The sequence below is a fragment of the Lacticaseibacillus sp. 866-1 genome (genome assembly GCF_016861825.1).
Classification (GTDB): Bacteria; Bacillota; Bacilli; order Lactobacillales; family Lactobacillaceae; genus Lacticaseibacillus.
In genome coordinates this window covers 18,617-37,551 of the sequence record NZ_BOLU01000026.1, presented here as the reverse complement: position 1 = coordinate 37,551, position 18,935 = coordinate 18,617, and the positions used below count along the sequence as shown (strand labels likewise).

The following is an 18,935-nucleotide window of genomic DNA, read 5'->3' as shown; positions in this document are numbered from 1 at the left end:
GTGCTTGTGAGTGTTAATCTGAGAGTGGGTCATGAAGATTCCTGCTTTCTTGTCTGGTTGCACTAACAAGAATAGGTCTTCATGGCCTTTTTGGTCTAGTCGCTAAGGTGTTGCACTTGAATTGTAAACTGGGGAGCTAGCTGAAGATAATGATAAAAAAGGAGAATGTGTTTATGACTGTAGATTCTTGGTTTAGCAATTATGTTTCAGAAAACATAAATATAGATAGTAAAAAAAGCACAGGTGCAAGAAATAGTAGAAATTGGTTAACTTCAAATATTAAGGATCTTAGTCAAAAAAGCGAGGAAAACCTTGAACTATACTCGGGCTCAGAATTTGCATTAAAAATGGGATCATTTGCTCGAAAGACACAGATTAGACCTCTTGACGATGTTGACCAAATGATTATCTTTTCGGCAAAGGGTAGCACCGCTAATTTAGATACGTCTCAATGGAATCAGGTGTTTATAAATGTTCCAAATAGCGCTCCTGAATTAAAGAAAATGGATGGAGAAAATGGGCTTAGTTCTATAAAAGTCTTGAATTATCTTAAACAGCTATTGAATGGAATATCGCAATATCAGTCGGCAGATATTAAAAGGAGTCAGCAGGCACTCAGACTGGAATTATCAAGTTACGACTGGGGATTTGATATAGTCCCTGGATTTAGAACTGTTGATGATGGTCAGGGATATTACTACTACATCATTCCAAATGGGGAAGGTGCTTGGGAAAAAACAGATCCACGAATAGATCGTCAAAATTTAACGGAATATCAAAAAAAATCCACAATTGATCTAAGGGAAGTAGTACGTATTCTGAAGTATTGGCGAAAGGCTCATAATGCAGTATGCAAGCTTAATTCTTATGCACTAGAGACCATGGTTCTTGACTTTATAGACACTAATCCAATATACTCCAACTCCCGAGAGTTTATAGAAAGTTTCCTTCTTTATCTTTCAAAAGCAGTTTTCGGTTCTGTTCAAGACAGAAAGGAATTTCAAGGAGATCTGAATTCTTTAGATTTTGCAGCTCGTTTAGAAATTCAGAAAAAAGCAATATATTACCATGACTTGATAAAAGAGGCTAATAATTACGAAACTGAATCTATGAGTGAGCAAGCAATAAAATCTTGGATTATGTTTTTTGGAAACTGATAGATGAAAATAAAATTTGACATAGCTAAGCAAAACACACCTAAAGCAATTCGATTATTGTCTGCACAAAGGAATTTATATTCTCAAGCAAAATTTATAGAGCTTTTTAGCTTTTTGTCAACATTAGTTCCGATTATCCTTATACTTTTTATTGGAAATGGGATTTGCATTCAATTCATCACAACAATCGTCACCGTGATATCTCTCTTACTAACTCAGTGGTCAAAAGACGAAATAAAAAACGCCGCAAGAATTCAAGAAAAATTTGACACTCTTATATTCGGGCTATACTGGAATGAAATATTAGTCGGAAGAGAACCAAACCCAGAGATTATTAATAAATTTTCAAAAAAACAGGATCATAATATTTTAAAAAATTGGTACACTAATCCAAATTTAGATTCAGATGAATTAAATATAATCATTTGCCAAAGGAATAATGTAGTATGGAATATACAGCTCCATAGAACCTGTAAAAATGTAATAGCATTTTTACTTTTGCTATTTCTAGGATTTATTACTGCTGGTATCTTTTTTAAAGATTACATGTGGGTACATGCTATGGATACTACCATAGTTACTATAATTCCAATTGTTATAAAACTTGTAAATTATTGGATCAGTTTTAAAGCTTTGTTAGATGAAGAAACCCAACTAATTAACAAGATAGATGATATCATTCACTCTATAGATGAAAATAGATATTCAATTTCTGTTGAAGACTTAAGATCTATTCAAGATTTTATATTTATTAATATTAGATCTGCAACTATTTTAGTTCCAAATTGGATTTACTTTATTACCAAGAAAAAAAGTGAAGAAGCAATGGAATCCTCTACGAAAAGTATTGCTGATAATTTAAAAAAGCATTTGGAACATTAATCGGTTCTGGTGCAAATTTTCCTCGCTGACTTGATTTTAGTATACTGGGTGCCAAGAAACGAGGGATTGCGCGCATGAATCACTTTAAGGGACGCCACTTTCAAAAGGACATCATCTTAGTAGCCGTTGGCTACTATTTCAGATTCAGTCTCAGCTATCGTGACATCGTTGAATTGCTTCGGGATCGGGGTATCACTGTTCATCACACCACGGTCATGCGTTGGGTTCATCACTATGGCCCCATCTTTAAGGCTCTATGGCGTCGGCATCAAACAGCTCACGCTAAAAGTTGGCGAATCGATGAGACCTATATTCGAGTTAAAGGCCGTTGGGCCTATTTGTATCGCGCTATTGACAGTAACGGTTTGACCATGGATTTTGAGCTACGAAAACACCGCGATTATACCGCATCCTATCACTTTTTGAAGCGTCTCTTGACGACCAATGGTCGGCCTGATCGATTAGTCACTGATCAATATCGGGCAACACTGAAAGCAGTGAAGCACCTGATAAAGCAAGACTATTTGAGCAAATCAGCCCACCAATGTTCCAAATATCGAAATAATTTGATTGAACAGGACCACCGATTCATTAAACGTCATCGTGTCCGCTCAGCAAGCTTTCAAAGCATTCGAACCGCTAGTGCAACGTTGAGCGGTGTGGAAATTGTTCACGCAATACGCAAAAGAACCCGACGAGAGTTAAGTCTCATCGGGTTCTCAGTCGTGGACGAGTTAGAAGCATTGTTAGCTGCATAACCTTCAACATAGGATCAATAGCTGGTTAGATGGTCATCTCTCAGACTGTTTGCACCAGATCCAGCTTGAAAACTTATCACAAAATGCTGTTCTCAAGGGATTTGCAAGACTGATGGTTGACTTTCCGGGTCCGGTTCGATCAGTGACGGTTGATCACGGTAAAGAGTTTTTCTGCGATCAGGCGCTTACAAAGCGCTATCGGATACCGGTTTACTTTTGCCACGCCTATCACCGAATGAACGGGGCACAAATGAACGGTTCAATCGAGAACTTCGCTACTATTTCCCGAAGGGAACACAGTTTGATCAGGTTTCAGAGACCGATATTCAACAAGCCACAGCGCTTATCAATAACAAACCTAGAAAATGTCTCCGTTGGCAAACCCCAGTTCAAGCAGTGAGCAAGCCTCTTTCTAGGTGGTAACTTTATTATTGCAATCTAGGATTTAAAGACTATGTTAATACGCATCAGTTCAATAAAATTTTTGAAAGATTGGTGGTTGAAAGTGAGCGATAATACGGATAAACGCTATTACTAGTCATTCGTAAAGTACGCAGACGCAACGCTGCCACGCAATCAGAATAACGACAATACCCGGCACGATCTGCTGCGCTAGTTTCAGCGTGAGGTCGTGCCGGGTTTTCATTTAGATGCCGTCGGTAATAATCCAGTTGTTGCTTTGCTTGGAGAGGGTCAGGTTGTATTGCGAAATTTGGCTCATATCGTTGTCAGTGTCGAGATACTTCACAGATAAGGTGACGGTTAGGCCGTTTTTAGTCTGCTTAAAGATTGGATCTAGTAGTTCCACGAACTTGAGGTTGCGTCCGATTGGGCGCGTACCATCTTTAACGTAGTATTTGAGTTCGTTGCGGTCACTTTGTGGGTACAGAGTGAAGAACGTCTTGAGAAATTTAGTTACGTCTTCTGCGGTGCTACTGGCTACCGAGTTATCGGAATGGGTGTCTGGAATCTTGATCCGTGCCGTTGCCGGTTCGGCTGCGATGGTTGGGTTCTTGGTGAGCACCATATCACCGCTGCTATCTTGCATGACGTTAATGGTGTAAGTGCTGGTCACAGATTTCTTGTCTTTGCCCTTGGTGAGGCCTTGCTTCACCGTAAATAGAACACGGAACGTGTTTTTAGCTGTCTTGCTCACGTCCCAGACCTTGACCTCACTCACTGTGGCAGTTGTGGGAATGTCACTCCGCACGGTGTCGGTGTTCAGCGATTGCAGTTGCTCTACAAGATAGGGCTGCAATGCTTTCTGCCGCTGATCGAGGGCTTCGTGGCTCGGCTGCCACGAGTAGTAGAGCTTAGCGAAGTCGGTAGTGAATGTCGCCAAGGCGTGCGTGTCGATCACCTTGGTCTTGATCACTTGGACTTCATGCACCGTGTGGGTGTCGATAGCGGTCATGTTCTTGTAGACGCCGAAGCTGGTGCTACCGATTAATACCGCCCAGCAAAGCAGCGTGACCGGACGACGCAAGCCGCGATGTCTGACCTTAGGCGGCTTTGGGGCGGCTGGCTGTTTCTTGAACCAGCCTTTCTTTTGATTTTGATCTTTATTCAAGGTTTGTTCACCTTGTCCTTTCTTTTTTCATAGCAGCGGTAAAAGTCATCGTAAATATCGAGAAAACGCACGAACAGGCGTTGTAGTGAGATTCGCTTGTAGCCCTCATAGTCGGTTTCGATATACTGACCGAGTTCACGGTCGTTGTTGAAATATTCTTCGGCCAAGTAACGTTCGCGGTCGAGGATATACTTGCGGTCTTCTAGGGCGAACACTTTGCCCTTGAGCCATCGATCAACGGCCACTTCATGCGCGACAACGAGGCGATACTCGCGCCGGTGCCCATACTCCATCTCTGGCATTCGGTCAACAAAGCGGTCGAGGACGTGGCAGAGGTCGTCGGTGTTGGGCAGGCGTTGTTTGAAGAACTTGATGCGTTCCCATTCGCTTGACGCAAAGTCGAGTTCCTTGTTGCGTAGTGCGCGATTGTCACCAAATTTGAGATCGACGTGCGCCTTTTGCAGTGCGTCGTCGTAGGTGTTAGTGATGAGATCCATCCAGTCAAAATAACCGATACCGTTTTGATCCATTGTCTTCACCTACTTCTTCACACGCCCGGCGCCGATCAGGTGGGCTTGCCAGTAACTTGAGTTCAGGTCGGCATAGCCAAGCGGGTCGCCCGCATTGTACATTTTCATGCCGCCGACATAGATACCAACGTGGGTCACGTAGTCGGCAGTGTCATAGGTTGAGTGGAAGAACACTAAGTCACCGGGTTTGGCGGCTTTGATGTTCAGGTGTGCCGTGGCGTCGTATTGTGCTTGTGCGGTGCGGGGGAGTTTGATCCCGGCTTTGCTGTAACACCAACTGGTTAGCCCGGAACAGTCGAAGCCCGTTGTTGGCGTTGAGCCGCCGAACACATAACGAGTGCCTTGATATTTGAGCGCTTCGTCCATGATGGCTTGCACCGTTTTGTCGTCGAACTTCGCACCACCTGTGACAAGGTATTGCGAGATGACCGACACGTAGTACATGTTCCCGTAGGCATAACGCCAACCGTCTTTGGCTACTGCGTTGGTGTAGGTGACTTTCTTACCCCCAGACTTCTCTTTGGCAAACGCGGTTGCCAGTTCCAGCGTGTACTTTTTGCCGTGCTTCGCAACGTAATCAATAAAGCCGCCACCGTAGTTATAGCTTTGAATCGCAGTGTTGAGATCTACGCCCGCAGCCTTCATGCTTTTCAGTAGCGACGCGAAATACTTCACGCCTTGCTTGATGGACGCTTCGGTATCTAGTGTATTGACTGGTAGTCCCAGCGATTCACTAGCTTGCATCACGTCGCCACCCTTACCACCTGATTCAACCTGCGTGATGGCGAGTATCACCATCACCTGGTCGGGAATACCGAACTCCTTGCAATACTTTTCGACTGTCAGCTTATGCTTATAGACTTCAGCGGATAAGTTCATCGCGTCGGCTGTGATCGCAGAGGCGGGCTGGTCTTCGTCATCATCAGAGGCGATGACTGCAAAAAACAGACCGCCAATCAACAGTATTGGGAGTGCGGCAAGCGCTAACCAGCGCCAGAGTTTCATCGCTTCTTATGCCCCTTAGCCTTTTTGATCCGCTGTGGCTTTGGGTTGCGTGGCTTGGCTGGCTTTTCGGAAACGAGGGTCAGTGGCTTCTTGGGTCTATCCGTTGACGGAGTGGGTTCTTGGTGTGGTGTGATGGTGGGTTCTGCTTGCGGCTTCGTGGCTGGACGTGGAGGCCGAGTTGATGTTGGCTTCGTGGCAGCACGCTTTGGTTGACCGCTAATATCAGTTTGTTTTGGTTTTGTAGATGTGGCAGTTGTTGGCTTACGAGTTGGTTCAACCGGCGGCTTGGTAGCCGTTGGTTTTGGCTTTTCAGGATCAGCTTTAGGCTTGATCGCGAGCTTGCGTTCTTGCATTTGCTTACGCCGCTGCTCAAGCTGTTTGTCGCGTTCCTGCTGATTGGTCTCACGCCGCCCCTTGAAGCTGTCCTTCGCAGTTTCGGCGGCCTCCTTAGTCAGTTGCTTACCACGATGCAGACCATATAAAACGTTGGTTGGTGCGTCCTTCACCTGATCAAGGCCACGTTCAGTCTTGTCCTTGAGCTTGTTGCCGACATCAGATACATCGGCAAGTTTCTCACCCAGTCGTTGGCTGCGTGGCTTCTTGGGTTGTTGCGGTTTGGTAGCGTCCGCAGTCTGTTCGCGTTGCGTTCCTGTCGGGAGCTGTGGTGTTCCACGCCCCTTGCCATAGCCCCGCGACAGGAAGCGTCCGGCCATTGCGCCACCCATGGCACTACCGACGAACTGTCGTAGCATGCGGTTCCCACGACGCGAGAAGCGTTGTGCGCCTTGCTGGGCGTCAGAGCTGTGTAGCTGCATCATGCCCATCAGGTCGCCGAGCTTCATCCAGATACCGGCGAAGATGGTAACTTGCAGGAAGGCCACGAGGAAGAACGGTGAGGTGGCCGATAATCCGTAGACCATTGCCGATAGCGAGAACGCCATCGTGATCACCAGCGTCACGCCAACTCGTGTCATGATGGTGTTAAAAAGCTTCATAATATTCTGCTTCATCAATCCGTTAAAGGACGGCAGCATAGCGAGTAAGAACGACACCGGTAAGAACGTCGCATAGATGATAAAGAGTATCTGGCTGAACAGCATCATTGCCGTCAGGAAGAAGACAAACAAGGTGATCGCCATGTTGAACAGGACAACAAAGGTCGTGGTACCAAGGCGATTGATCGTCATAGTTGGCGAGAGATTCTCGTTATCGTTGTCTTCAATTTCAGCCTTGACCACGTCGGTACGGGTTTTGCCTTTGTCGCCAAACGGGTCGGTTTTCGTTAACGTGTTTACGCTATCCTTGCCAACGGTATCAGCGTCGCTGTCGCCAAACTGCAAAAGTGTCCACGGCTGCTTCACCTGAATTTCAAACAGAGTGTCACGGATCGCGTCGACGCCTGATTTATCGGTGGCTGTATCAGTGCCCATAATCATCTTGGAGCCAGTGTTGAGCGCGCTGGTGCTGATGTCTGAACTGAACTCATTGATTTTGCTCACGTAGTCCGGGGCGTAGGCGATGAAGCTGGCTGACGTGATGAAGATCACCACAAAGTTGACGATTGCCGAGATGGCTTTGGAGGTCTCGCGTTTGATGATACCGGTGTAGGCGACATAGATGCCGACTACCAGCGTAATCATGAGGAGTAAGCCGGGGTAAAAGCCGTCAGTAGTGAAGCCGTCCTTTGACACTCCAGCCAAGAGCTGCATGTTCTTCCCAATCGCGTCAGACGTATCTTTGATGAAGTCCAGCGAGTAGGCTTGCTGAATCAGATAACCCGCAGCGTTTGACAGGTAGACCGAGAGTGTCCACAAGAAGTTGGTGATGGCATACAGGCCATAGCTCACAGACTTACCGATGCCATCGCCCCAGTTCCACGGGAGCCAGTCCCAACTCGTATCGACGAAGTAGTCGAGCTGGTAGTGCGACAACGGGTACTTGGAATACTCGTTAGAGCCGCCAGACTGATTGTCAACCAATCCCGCAGCGTGTACCGGTTGACCGCCAGCGAGCATTAGCACTAACATGAATGCCGCGACAACACCGAGGAACAGCAGTAGCCGCCGACGGTTAGCTTTCGTCATCAGCGATCACCTCCACGGGTTTCGGTGGCCGAGTGTCAAAAGCGTGGTGCAGGTGTTCAAAGATATAGTCGAAGTGCAGCACACCGACGTGTCCCCAAATGTCTTGGAATAAGCATTCCCCATTATCTAGTGACCGAAGCCGGTTCTGATTACCCTCGTCTTCGGCATCGAGACCAAAGAAGTTGAGGGTGTTTTTGATTTCCGTGATGTCGGTGCTACGGAACGCGAATTTTTGGGCGATGTTGTTCTTCATCTTTTCGTCGAGCAAATCGTCTGCATTTTGAGTGACGAGGTAGACCCCAGCGTTCATGGAACGACCTTCACGAATTAGCTTCATCGACAGGGCTTTGCCTTGCGCGACATTCAAGAAAGCCCAGGCTTCGTCCAAGTCCACAATCTTGAATTGAGCGCGGTCTTGGTGAATGAAATCGATTGCGAACGTACTGATGATCATGAGCATGGCAACGGACAGCATTTCCGCAGTGATGTACTCCTCTTGCATCTTATCAGCGTCTGGAAGCACCAAGTCTGCAATCTGCACGATGTTGATCTTGCGGTCAAGGGCGATTGTCCGCCGTGCCGTCCCGTCAGAGAACAGCAATGCCGCAAAGTCGTAATCCGTGAAGGATTCGATATGATCGGCAATGTTGCGCGCAATAGGCGTGTCTTCGCGGCGGAGTTCATCAATGACTTTCAACAGTCCCGGTTCGGGCGCCTGTGTTACTGCCCGGATTGCCTTGCGCAGCGTCGGGAAGCGGTCGGCATCACGGCTTGAGATGCCAGTGAGGAAGGTCAGCGTATCAACGGCTAGCGATTCAGAATCCTTCAAGTTAGACAAGATGATATAAGGATCAAGCAGTCCACGGTTTTGTTCCTCACTGGTCAGATTGACGATGTTGATTTGATCTTCCATAAAGTCGAGGTTCTTTGCCCAGCCGGTACGTTCCGACTTCGGGTCAAGAATCAGTGCCTGCGCTCCGTAAAGGACGGCGTAGTAGACAAGCAAATTGTTAGAGAAGGACTTCCCACCACCCAAGCTACCAAGAAAAGCGGCGGATAAGGCATTGGTGACAGTCCCCTTGATACCTTGCGCGGCAATATCTGGTTGCAAGTAGACGTTGCGTCCGGTGTCAACGTTGTACCCGATATAGATACCCTCCTTTTCACCGAGCGATTGCGTCGCGCCAAAGCCTAGTGAGGCGATGAAATCGCTGGTGACGTACTGGATATAGTCGTTGATATAGCGCTTTGAGGCAGGGATAAACTCGCTGTGTAGTCCCAGCATGTCGCCGAATGGTCGCACGAGTTTGATGTTGAGGCTGTCGTAGAAATCGAGTAGCTGATCAGCGCGGCGCTTCATTTCGTCTTCACTACGCCCAGCCACGCGAATGATGTAGCTGATCTTGTACATGGCGTCCTTAGTCTGGTCGAGGTTGCTTTCAAGTTCATCGACAGAATCCAGTGCGTCGCTGACGCCACGTGTCGTCTCGTTGCCAGACTGATAGGCGTGTTCGTCCAAGTCCTTGAGTTCCTTCTTCTTGTTGCGTACCTTGGTCAGCGCCTTTTTGTTCGTCACGATCTCAACGTTCAAGCTGGTGTCGATTGGAAAATCGAACTGACTTTGCTGGAAATAGAAGATCTCACTGCCGGGAAATTCGAGCTCACCCACGATGTCGGAAAGTGTCAGGTACGTCACGTAACTGCTATCCAGCCCGTGAGTGATCTTGATCGAGCGTTGGTGCTGCTCAATTAGTGACCGAGTTGGTTTGATCAAGTCATAGCGCTTGATAATCGTGTCGCGCTTAGACTTCTTGCGGGGCAAGTGGTACTCATAATCGTCGTAATCTTGCCCCGTCATGCCGTAGAGGTGTTCCAGCAGGTAGCCGAAGTCGTTTTTGTCGAGTGGTCGCACTTTGAAGCGCCGACCAATCTTCTCGGCGAGAAACTTTGCGGACTTGGCGTAGCGTTCTACCTCCGCGTTGTTCATGGTGAAGAAATCACCAGCGAACGTTGTGTTGAACTCGGCGAAGAAGTCCCGAATGCCCAAGGACATATCCTTGAAGATAGACTTGGCGGTAACCTCTGCGTCGTTCAGCAACAGCTTAAAGCCGATGAAGAAGCGGTAGTCCACTTGGTTGTCACCGACGTTTTCGGTCAGTGCTTCGGCTTGGCCGTCAATATGCTGGAAGGCGATGTCTTTAAGCGTTCCTTTGACCAACTTCTTTGAGCGATCGAGGGTGTCCCGGACACTGGCTTCGGTGGCGAGCTGCAATAAATGGAGCTTGCCATCACGATTCTGGGAGATCAGTTGGCGGAAGTTCTCATGGACTTGTTGTTTCTGTTCGGGACTTAGAAACGAGTAGTTGTACGGGATCAGTTCAAAATAGGCAAAGCACTCGCTGTCTGTGTTCCAGACCAAATTGTCCTCAATATATTTAATTGGAAATTTCATTGTGGTACCTCCAAACGTAGGTCACCGATGTGTCTTGTTTCTCTTTTTGCGACTTCACGGGTTTGCCAGCATAGGTGAGCTTCGGGGCAATGGCATAGTTGATCACCGACCGCAAGAATCCCATTGGTTTCTTGTTGTCGAAGGTCTTCTGGCTCATGAACCACGTTAGCCCAGCCGGAATGCCGACGTACTTGAGAAACGCGCCGTCAATGAATGATAGTGGCGGCAAGTCGCCCAGCAAAATGACCGCAAACAGACTGACGATGAACCACGTCATTTGCGTAAAAGTAATTGGGAACGGTAGTTGCAAGTCATTGATGGCATACAGCACCTTTTCCACCGACCAGATGCTGGTGTAGGATCTGACTTTCTTCATGTGATCTCCTTTCGTAGTGAGATAAAAAGGCTGACGCCTTTTACAGCGCCAGCCCAGAGATTTAGTCTAATAATTGGTAGATGCCGTAAGGTGTTTCAACGAAACCTCCTTCAATTTCGAGGTCACGTCCGACCTTGGCATAGTCGATGTAGTTTTCGACTTGTGGCGGAATGTCACCGAACCAACCTTCATCAGCTAGTTCTTCGGCCAACTCCGCCATGTTCGCGACGTGATAACAGGCGATGTCGTCCTTGTGTGCGGCGAGTTCGATCACGTTGTCGTACCATTCGCCAATAAGCTCTTTGATGGCCGGGTAAATCTCGGTGCCTTTCAATGCTTCAACGGCTGCGGCAGCTTCGTTGATTTCACCAATCGTTGAATACTCACTAAAGACAACGGGGCCTTCGTAGTCCTGAACCATGTATTCTTCGTACTGGTCGTTCAGACCTAGCTTTTCAGCGAGTTCTTCGTTGTTGATTGGCGGCGTGAACCATGCGCCGACAATCTCGCCCTCGTTATACTTGCCAAGATTGGCAATAAAGACTTTGATGTCGTCCATAGGCTAAGCCCCCATGACGCGGTTGAACAAGTTCAGCAGTACGTCTTTGACCCCGGCGGTGTTGAACACCAACCCGACGGCAATGATCGCAATGACTAAGAAGCCGATCAGCTTGGAAAACTCGCGCTTGAAGCCGAGGTAGACCCCGATAATGGCAATCGCCATCAGCACCAAGCTCTGGGCGTTGGAGGTGAACCAGTTAAACAAGTTTTGTCCGAAATTCATAATAATCATCCTTTGATTTTTAGTTTTGTGACCAGGGCTCCTTTCAAAATTGCCGCTGTTTTGACGTGGTCAGCGGCGACCGGATCGTGAGTGATGAATCAGAATAGTTCAGTTTGCGTAGCATGATGTTGCTTGATTCGGTCGTTAGCCCGGTGCCAGTATTCTTCGCTAATTTCATAGCCGATAAAGTTGCGGTCAGTGTCCATTGCGGTAGTGCCAGAACCCATACAGTTATCCAGCACGATCTCGCCGGGTTGCGTGTAAGTCTTGATGAGGTAGGAAAAGAGATCGACAGGCTTTTGTGTCGGGTGCCAGCCGGTGCGATCAGACTTGTAGTTGAGCACGTCAGACGGGTAGTTCGTCCACTCTTGTGTGTAGCTATCAGGTGCGTCCCACGGGTGCAGCTGGTTGGCCCTCTCATACTTGCGTGAGTTGACGGTTTTGTTATAGGGGAGCAGTCCCTGAGGAAAATATTTCATGCTTTTGGTATCAGGGGAATTACCGAAGTTAGCTGTGCCCGACTTGGAGAAGACGAGAATCTCCTCGAAGCGGGATAGTGGGCGGTTCTTGGCATTAACGAAGTTGGTGACAGTATTCTTGATCCAGACCCACTTGTAGCGGTACAAGGTCGGGTTGGATTGTACTAAGTCCGCAGAAAAGCGTTCGGTTGCGGTGAGTACAATCGCGCCTTGCGGTTTGATGAGCCGTTCGTATTGACCCCAGAGATATTCAAACGGGATCACCTTATCCCAAGCATTGGCTGTGGCGCCATACGGCAAGTCGCACAGGATCATGTCAATGGAGGCTGTCGGTAAATCCGCCATGCCTTCCAGACACTCGCGATTGTAGATGACGTCTAGTTCGATTGCATTGATACTCCTTTAGTTGAATTTGTGACCGTCACTCCTTTTTGAATTGCGATTGTTTTGGCACGGTCAATCGCGACCAAGTGAGTTAATCGAAAAATAGGTCTTTCACTGGTGCAGCGAAGACCGGCCAGCCTGATTCTTCGGCTGTTTGATAAAGTAGTTGGCGCAGTTCGCCGTAATTCAAGGCGCGGCCATCGCGGCCAATCAGAGCCGCCGGGTGTTCTTGTTGCTGGTGCCGCCAAGCGATATAGTCTTGTGCCGTGAAGCCAAAACTATTCATGTCACAGATGCGCCGGTACTTCTTGTGTTCGACGACACCGACTAGTGCTGCCTTGTAGACGTACACGTTCAGCATACAGTCCTTGAATGCTTTACCGCGCAGCGGGTGGGAAGCCAGCACGTCATTGACCAAACATGTCACCTCCTAGCTCTTCGCTACCAACAGTCTGTTGTTCAATCAGCTTGAGGTGTTTGTCGGTCAGCTCGGCGTCCTTGATCATGAGCTGCAAGTCAGTGGTGCCAAAGTAGTTGTCGATTTCTTTGATGACTTTGAGCGTTGGCATGACTTGCTTTTGGAGCCACGCCTTGGTCTTGTTCAGGTCAAAGGGCTGGGGATCGGTGGTTAAGCGAATCGGCTGGCGTCCTTTGCCAAGGAAGTATGCCCAACGTTCGTTGACCGGCCACTTCAAGCGGCTTTTGTCCGGGACTTCATCCACGAAGCGCATATAGCGGGTGATGATACCAAACGCAACCTTTTCAGCGTCACGGGTTATCAGCATATTCTCAATCGCCTTAATTGCCCGCTCGTTTTTCAAACGAATCTCAAATCGGTTGATGATTGGGGTATCGGCAATCGAGATGCCGCGCTTGGCCGCTTGTTCAGCAGCCTTTTCGTAGATGCAGAAATACACGTCGCTTTTCATCGTGCCGACGTACAGCGTATTGCCTCGGCCAACCTCGTCGAGATCCACGAGCTTTCCTGATTGCAGCCCTTGGAATGATCGCATGACGGAGATGCACTCGTTGTTCAGACACTTATCGACCAGTTCGGGGATATTCAGCAGGCCAACCATGTCGTTAATCGCAATATCAACTCGTTTGAAAATGCCACCAGCTTCATCGACCCGTAAGAAGTAGTCGTACCAGTTCTCACCGTGGCTAAGCAGAATCCCCTCAAACTCTCGGCAGCCTTGGCCTTTCATTTCAACTAACGTGCCGAGATTGGAGTCAACCGGTGCCACCATGACCTGAATGTTGGAAAAGATATACATGGCCGAATAGCCGTAGAAGCCGTGTTCCTCGAATATCAGGTGTTCTGGGGTCAGACCGAGAATCTTAGTGATCACGGCTTTGGCGTTATGTGTTGGAAACCGCACACGCATGTAGTCAAACATTAGCGTCAGTTCTGGTTCGTCGTTCCAGTTCTTGAGCAGCCGGTCGATTTCCATTTGCAGTGACGCACTAGGGTTAGTCTTGCCGTTTTCTACTTGGACGTAATGCATCCGTGTAACACCTAAGCGCCGAGCGACTTGAGCTTGCGTCAGTCGTAATTGTTTTCGATGTAGCTTAACTTGTTCATGCCAAGAAATCACAATTTAGCCTCCTTTGATTTTTGGACAAAAAAATGATGGATGCGGGGTGCAATCCATCATTTTGTAACTATTCAATTTAAGCCTGTCATATCAGGCTTTCTACCTTGTGTTCAGGCACAGACGTTGTATTTAATACCCCCCTGTTAGAGTACTGGGGGTAAGCGGTCGGCTGGCGCCGACCGCTGCCACTCACGCTTGCGGCTTTCGCGCTGCACGCCGCGCGTGGCGGCAGGGTGCAGCCTTTCTGAACAGATTGGGTAATCATGGCTTGCTCCTTTCAAAGGCTTTGTCTTGATGACGGCGTGAATCCGGTTAATAATGGTGCGCCCAGCTATGATAAGTGAGCTGCATGCCTGTTTGTGTCATGGTGGCTGTGAACCAGAAGTAGACGGGCTTGCCCGAGATGGTGCGATCACCAACGAGTTCGAGCCAGTGCTTGCCGCCTTCGTAAGGTTCAATGTAGTCGCACATTTCTAACAGTGCGTCTTCGGCATCCTCTGGCGTTCCGGCTATAATCGTGTCAGCATAATCTTCCTGAAAACGACTTTGATTGTTAATAATTGGTACTCTCATGGGTTCTCCTTTCGTATATCTTGTACCACTTTTCAAGCATCGTTATGTGGTATAATGATGCTTGAAACGTGAGGTGAACTTAATGTCAGATTTGATTGAATCCTTCTTGAAGCAAAATAATGGGCAGGTCACGACCGCGGATGCTAGAAAACTTGGAATTGATCCACATCTGCTTATTGATCTTGCAAACCTTGGTAAGCTAGAACGAGTAGGGCGTGGGGTGTATATTGACCCGGCGATATTTGAAGACGACATGTATATCCTTCAATATCGTTTTAACAAAGGTATCTACTATAAGGACACTGCGCTCTTTTTGCATCATATGATCGACAGGACACCGGATCGTTACCAAATGAATTTTCCTCGCGGCTACAATGCAAGTTCACTCGGCGAATTTCCTGTGCGGGTCTATCGTCAAAATATAAAGTGGCATGAGCTAGGTGTTGAGGAAGTGCTGTCTCCGGGTCAGCACAAGGTGCGGGCCTACAATATTGAGCGAACCCTCTGTGATATTTTACGAGCGCGTGATTCATCAGATTCGGAAACTATTCGCCAAGCAATGATTAGCTATTCGCAGCTAAAGCAGAAAGATATTGGGCGGCTGGTACGCTATGCAGATTTGTTCAAAGTTAGAGAAAAAATCAATAACTACATGGAGGTACTACTGTGAAACTAGGTTTTTCAAATGGACAACAGTTCAAGGCCAAAGTGCGTAACCTTGCCAAAGAAAAGCAGATTGATCCCCAAATATTGATGCAGGAGGTGGCGTTAGACGAGATTGTGGATCGTATTTCTCGTTCGCCTTACCGGGATAACTTGATTCTCAAAGGCGGTTTTCTAATTGCGTCAATGCTAGGTGTTGATACCCGGGCAACTCGTGACGTTGATACCTCGGTCAAAGGCTTACCGGTAACAAAAGAGGAAATCCTCAAAGTGTTCACGGACATCGCTGATATGAACGAGCCAGACAGCGACGTAACAATCAGAATTGCTAAGATTGACGATATTCGTGTTGCCGCGGAATACGCTGGGTTTCGCATTCATATTGAAGCAAAAATCTACAATAGCGTCGTAGACACGAAGATTGATGTTTCAACGGGGGACACGATCACACCCCGCGAAATTTCATGGCATCATCGTACAATTTTTAATGATCAAGATATTCTGGTTATGGCCTACAATATGGAGACCATTCTTGCCGAGAAACTTGAATCTATGGTTGTGCGGCAAGAACTTAATTCGCGTATGAAAGACTTCTACGACTTGTATCTGTTCGATAAGGTGCAACGGCAGAATATTGATTTCAAAGTCTTAAAGGATGCATTGCACGCGACGGCCGAGCTTCGTGGCTCGGAGGCACTGTTGCCGCGATACGCAGAAATCATTACAACATTGCGTGGGTCTGTGCTATTGAAACAGCGCTGGGAAAAGTACCGAGTGGCCTACGTATACAGTGAGAACGTCACTTATGAAGCCACCTGCGATGCTGCATTAGATCTGGTGAACGAGATCGGATTACCATAGACCTACTCCTCGTCACCTTCATCTGCGACGTTGGTGTAAGTCATGATCAGTTCGCCCTCGTCGCCAGTGGTAACATTGAACCAAAAGCTTTTCGGAAAGCGATCAGCGGTCAGTCCGCCGGGAGCGCCCATCCAGATTCGTGAATCCGGGTACTCGTGGGCGTGCATTGCCATCCATTCGAGTTGGTCTTCCGCGTCTTCGTCAGACTGGAAAGGTACATTTTCGTGAAAGTCGTTGAGGAATTGCGATCTGTTTTCGATTTTGACATCAGTGCTCATTTGGCACCTCCTGTTCTGTTGGGGTTGCAGGAACGGTATTAGCGGCGGCGCCGATTTCGGTGAGGAAGTCATAGCCGCGTGGCACTAGCGGTGTGTAAAATTCAGAGATCACGCTACCGCCAGTGTCCACATAGCCGCGTCCCTTAATTGGTTTCTGGAAGAAGCCTTTGTTGGTTTCGCCGAACATCATGGAATAGCCCAGCTCACTCATGCGCCCTAGCGCAACGCGGAACATAAACTGGTCTCTGATCCCGTCGCCCAGATATTTTGCGTCGGGCCGTTGGCAAGCCAACACGAGAAAGAAACCAGCTTGACGGCCAAGCATGACGATCTGTTTGAGTTTGGACATGACTTGCATGGCATCGCGGCCAAGCATATCCATAAAGGCAACGTATTCATCAAAAATCAGGAAGTGGGCGGGTAGTCCAAGATAGGCGTAGTTCTCGCCGGTCTTGTACCCGTCCATTTGTTTCATCTTGTCGTTACGTGCCATCATATCCTGATAGAAGGTTTCCACTGCACCCAGCATGGCTTCCTTCTTGGAATAAACTCCTGGCATCACATCAGCTAAATCAGCGAGGTCAGCATTTTTCGGGTCAAGAACGGTGAGCTGAGCACCGTCTTTTAGTAGTGCTTCAATCAACGTCAAAATAAAGTAGGTCTTACCACCGCCCGTACCACCAGCGATTAACATGTGGGGCAGCGTGTCATAATGCCAAGCCACAGTTTCCATGAGCTGCATGGAGCCATGTTCACAGGTCACGTCAGCGATGGTGATACGCTTGCCGATAGTGTCGTAAAGCAAGGTGTACTCGACATAAGAATCATGCAGGATCTTGTCGACCAGCTCACAGTAAAGACCGGCTTCGAGCTTTTTCTCCAAGTGTAGGAGCTGGTCTTGATAGGAAGACATGACGATTTCAACGGAAACGTGGATCAGTCCGTCCTTGAGCCGGTAGTATATCTTTGGGAAGTGAGAAATCTTCTCTTTGGTACGTGTTGAGCCTAAGTCTTTGAAGAAACTCTCGCTGTTGGACTGGTCGGTTTGGTACCACTTGTTCTCCATGATCATGCGGGCGAGCTTTTGGCGGTGTTCCATCTGCTTGTAGGAATCCGCAAACCAAGTTCGATAAGCCCACAGACCAACGCCAAAGAGTAGTGCCGTGCATAAACTGTTAATAACCAGCGGCAGCCATGACCAAGGCAAGGTCACCAGATCCGGCCAACTAAAGAATTTCCAGTTGATCTGTCTTAGCAGCGGCCAATAGGCAATCACAGCCCCAATTACCCACAAGCTAACCACAATGGTCATCGCAGTGTTGTAAAGCAGGTTGCGTTGACGCGGATAGACCCGTGTACCGCGATACGTGAATTTCATTCGTCAATATTTACGCCGTCGTAGCCAATTACGAGGCCAAGTGGGCTACTTGAAACGTTGAAACTAAAGCGTGCTCCTTGAAGGTAGGCTTCGGGTTTCGCACACTGCTCGCTGGCTAAAATCAAATCACAAGCATTCATGCCAGCTTGAATCGCGTGATTAGCTGCGTCGATTAAGTTGATGATGACGTCACCAGTGGGTGATGCTCCGTTGTCAAAGTCAGCGATGTGTTCGTAGTGAAGTTGAAAGTCGTCCAAGTTGACGAGGGTTACTTGATCATTCATAGAAATTCTCCTTTGGGCGTTACTTGACGCCAATATATTTGATAGCGGGTTGTCGGTCTTCGGTGTCGATATTAAAGCTGAATTCTTTGGATTCGTGATCGCGGGTACATTCGCCGTCTACCCAAATGGAAAACGGTTCGCCAGCAGTTGCCTGTTCGGCAGCCATCAGCACCATGTCGATCAAAGCTTCCGGGCTAGGGTCGTGAAAATCAGGGTCAACTAGCGCGGGGTAGTCTTCCAAGAATCCGTCGATATTCATTGCGGACATTTTCGAGCTCCTTTCATTTGTGATAATACGAAATTCAATCCACACCCATATAAATCACGGTGTCTTCAAGCAAGTTGAAAATGAATTCCTTTGGCTTGTCATCAATCATGTTGTCATCAACCCAGATAATGAGTTGACCGTCCATTGCCTGTGCTGCGGCATCAGCGACCAATTCCCGTAAAAAATCAGCGCTTGGGGGAACGCCATCCGTTCTGACAAGTCTGGTGTAGTCTTCGATGAATTCGTTGATTTCAAGATTTTGTGGCTTCATCGATCTCACATTCTTATTCATCGCTGACGCCCAGATACGAGAACCGTAAGCCATCCTCACCCTCGTATGAAGTGAACGAGAACAGCTTATTCATGCCGTCGTTGGTTTGTTCGCTGTCGATATGCAGGTGTTGGTAGGATTCAGGGCTTTCTTCCATGAGCTCCACCATGTCTTGCAGGATTTCGTCTGGGTCAAGGTGGTAGTCGTTGTCGATTTCTTCGTTGTAGTCGTCGATAAACACTTCACGACCAACTACGGTCAATGTGGAAGTCATCATCTGTGATCAACTCCTTTCGTTAG

At 47.9% G+C, this 18,935-nt stretch carries 23 protein-coding genes and 1 pseudogene; 6 read left to right on the top strand and 18 right to left on the bottom strand.

What is annotated here, in order from left to right:
- The first annotated feature begins 173 nt into the window (after positions 1–173).
- The 4 genes and pseudogenes from JUE30_RS08790 to JUE30_RS08775 form a co-directional block, all read left to right on the top strand.
- Positions 174–1,157, top strand: a complete 984-nt coding sequence (locus JUE30_RS08790; protein ID WP_203624529.1) for a hypothetical protein — start codon at positions 174–176, stop codon at positions 1,155–1,157.
- Positions 1,158–1,160: 3 nt separating this feature from the next.
- Positions 1,161–2,039: an S-4TM family putative pore-forming effector gene (locus JUE30_RS08785; protein ID WP_203624528.1), complete on the top strand. Its 879-nt coding sequence runs from the start codon at positions 1,161–1,163 to the stop codon at positions 2,037–2,039.
- Between the two features lie 74 nt (positions 2,040–2,113).
- Entirely contained in the window at positions 2,114–2,797 is a 684-nt protein-coding gene (locus JUE30_RS08780; RefSeq protein ID WP_002816607.1) for an IS6 family transposase, read from the top strand.
- 61 nt (positions 2,798–2,858) lie between these two features.
- Positions 2,859–3,220: pseudogene (locus JUE30_RS08775) on the top strand (IS30 family transposase); the annotation flags it as partial.
- 223 nt (positions 3,221–3,443) lie between these two features.
- On the opposite strand, the gene JUE30_RS08770 reads toward JUE30_RS08775, so the two are convergent.
- The 12 genes from JUE30_RS08770 to JUE30_RS08715 all read right to left on the bottom strand — a co-directional run bounded on the left by JUE30_RS08770 (position 3,444) and on the right by JUE30_RS08715 (position 14,632).
- The gene (locus tag JUE30_RS08770; RefSeq protein ID WP_203624527.1) at positions 3,444–4,367 is read right to left on the bottom strand and encodes a conjugal transfer protein; all 924 of its coding nucleotides are present in this window, start codon (positions 4,365–4,367) and stop codon (positions 3,444–3,446) included.
- A complete protein-coding gene (locus JUE30_RS08765; protein WP_203624526.1) occupies positions 4,364–4,897 on the bottom strand; it encodes a hypothetical protein in 534 nt (177 codons plus the stop codon). The genes JUE30_RS08770 and JUE30_RS08765 overlap by 4 nt, the downstream gene beginning before the upstream one ends.
- 9 nt (positions 4,898–4,906) lie before the next feature.
- Positions 4,907–5,902 (bottom strand): bifunctional lytic transglycosylase/C40 family peptidase, encoded by a 996-nt coding sequence (locus JUE30_RS08760; protein WP_203624525.1) that lies wholly within the window; start codon positions 5,900–5,902, stop codon positions 4,907–4,909.
- Positions 5,899–7,986, bottom strand: coding sequence for a CD3337/EF1877 family mobilome membrane protein (locus JUE30_RS08755; RefSeq protein WP_203624524.1), 2,088 nt, complete (start codon positions 7,984–7,986; stop codon positions 5,899–5,901). Before JUE30_RS08755 ends, JUE30_RS08760 begins: the two co-directional genes overlap by 4 nt.
- Complete coding sequence (locus JUE30_RS08750) at positions 7,973–10,438, bottom strand: ATP-binding protein (RefSeq protein ID WP_203624523.1); 2,466 nt, start codon at positions 10,436–10,438, stop codon at positions 7,973–7,975. Before JUE30_RS08750 ends, JUE30_RS08755 begins: the two co-directional genes overlap by 14 nt.
- Positions 10,422–10,814, bottom strand: coding sequence for a conjugal transfer protein (locus JUE30_RS08745; RefSeq protein WP_125570244.1), 393 nt, complete (start codon positions 10,812–10,814; stop codon positions 10,422–10,424). Before JUE30_RS08745 ends, JUE30_RS08750 begins: the two co-directional genes overlap by 17 nt.
- A 61-nt stretch (positions 10,815–10,875) precedes the next feature.
- Positions 10,876–11,373, bottom strand: a complete 498-nt coding sequence (locus tag JUE30_RS08740) for an antirestriction protein ArdA (RefSeq protein ID WP_057821181.1) — start codon at positions 11,371–11,373, stop codon at positions 10,876–10,878.
- 3 nt (positions 11,374–11,376) lie between these two features.
- Positions 11,377–11,598: a hypothetical protein gene (locus JUE30_RS08735; protein ID WP_003606383.1), complete on the bottom strand. Its 222-nt coding sequence runs from the start codon at positions 11,596–11,598 to the stop codon at positions 11,377–11,379.
- Positions 11,599–11,696: 98 nt separating this feature from the next.
- Positions 11,697–12,422 carry a site-specific DNA-methyltransferase gene (locus JUE30_RS08730; RefSeq protein WP_203624522.1) on the bottom strand — a complete coding sequence of 242 codons (726 nt, stop codon included), beginning with the start codon at positions 12,420–12,422 and terminating at the stop codon, positions 11,697–11,699.
- A 130-nt stretch (positions 12,423–12,552) separates the two neighbouring features.
- Positions 12,553–12,888 carry a hypothetical protein gene (locus tag JUE30_RS08725; protein ID WP_239061392.1) on the bottom strand — a complete coding sequence of 112 codons (336 nt, stop codon included), beginning with the start codon at positions 12,886–12,888 and terminating at the stop codon, positions 12,553–12,555.
- The gene (locus tag JUE30_RS08720) at positions 12,869–14,059 is read right to left on the bottom strand and encodes an XRE family transcriptional regulator (protein ID WP_203624520.1); all 1,191 of its coding nucleotides are present in this window, start codon (positions 14,057–14,059) and stop codon (positions 12,869–12,871) included. Before JUE30_RS08720 ends, JUE30_RS08725 begins: the two co-directional genes overlap by 20 nt.
- Positions 14,060–14,371: 312 nt before the next feature.
- Positions 14,372–14,632 (bottom strand): hypothetical protein, encoded by a 261-nt coding sequence (locus tag JUE30_RS08715; protein ID WP_203624519.1) that lies wholly within the window; start codon positions 14,630–14,632, stop codon positions 14,372–14,374.
- A gap of 82 nt (positions 14,633–14,714) precedes the next feature.
- Here JUE30_RS08715 and JUE30_RS08710 point away from each other — a divergent pair, with 82 nt between their 5' ends.
- Entirely contained in the window at positions 14,715–15,302 is a 588-nt protein-coding gene (locus tag JUE30_RS08710; RefSeq protein WP_203624518.1) for a type IV toxin-antitoxin system AbiEi family antitoxin domain-containing protein, read from the top strand.
- A complete protein-coding gene (locus JUE30_RS08705; protein WP_203624517.1) occupies positions 15,299–16,156 on the top strand; it encodes a nucleotidyl transferase AbiEii/AbiGii toxin family protein in 858 nt (285 codons plus the stop codon). Before JUE30_RS08710 ends, JUE30_RS08705 begins: the two co-directional genes overlap by 4 nt.
- A 2-nt stretch (positions 16,157–16,158) precedes the next feature.
- On the opposite strand, the gene JUE30_RS08700 is transcribed toward JUE30_RS08705, so the two are convergent.
- The 6 genes from JUE30_RS08700 to JUE30_RS08675 are packed head-to-tail and all read right to left on the bottom strand — an operon-like array spanning position 16,159 to position 18,912.
- Positions 16,159–16,434, bottom strand: a complete 276-nt coding sequence (locus tag JUE30_RS08700; RefSeq protein ID WP_203624516.1) for a hypothetical protein — start codon at positions 16,432–16,434, stop codon at positions 16,159–16,161.
- Positions 16,424–17,812 carry an FtsK/SpoIIIE domain-containing protein gene (locus JUE30_RS08695; protein WP_203624515.1) on the bottom strand — a complete coding sequence of 463 codons (1,389 nt, stop codon included), beginning with the start codon at positions 17,810–17,812 and terminating at the stop codon, positions 16,424–16,426. Before JUE30_RS08695 ends, JUE30_RS08700 begins: the two co-directional genes overlap by 11 nt.
- Positions 17,809–18,096 carry a hypothetical protein gene (locus tag JUE30_RS08690; protein ID WP_107773161.1) on the bottom strand — a complete coding sequence of 96 codons (288 nt, stop codon included), beginning with the start codon at positions 18,094–18,096 and terminating at the stop codon, positions 17,809–17,811. Before JUE30_RS08690 ends, JUE30_RS08695 begins: the two co-directional genes overlap by 4 nt.
- A 19-nt stretch (positions 18,097–18,115) precedes the next feature.
- On the bottom strand, positions 18,116–18,364 hold the full coding sequence (locus JUE30_RS08685) for a hypothetical protein (protein WP_025012575.1): 249 nt from the start codon (positions 18,362–18,364) through the stop codon (positions 18,116–18,118).
- 34 nt (positions 18,365–18,398) lie between these two features.
- The gene (locus JUE30_RS08680) at positions 18,399–18,689 is read right to left on the bottom strand and encodes a hypothetical protein (protein WP_203624514.1); all 291 of its coding nucleotides are present in this window, start codon (positions 18,687–18,689) and stop codon (positions 18,399–18,401) included.
- Positions 18,649–18,912 (bottom strand): hypothetical protein, encoded by a 264-nt coding sequence (locus JUE30_RS08675; RefSeq protein ID WP_203624513.1) that lies wholly within the window; start codon positions 18,910–18,912, stop codon positions 18,649–18,651. The genes JUE30_RS08680 and JUE30_RS08675 overlap by 41 nt, the downstream gene beginning before the upstream one ends.
- Positions 18,913–18,935 lie beyond the last annotated feature (23 nt).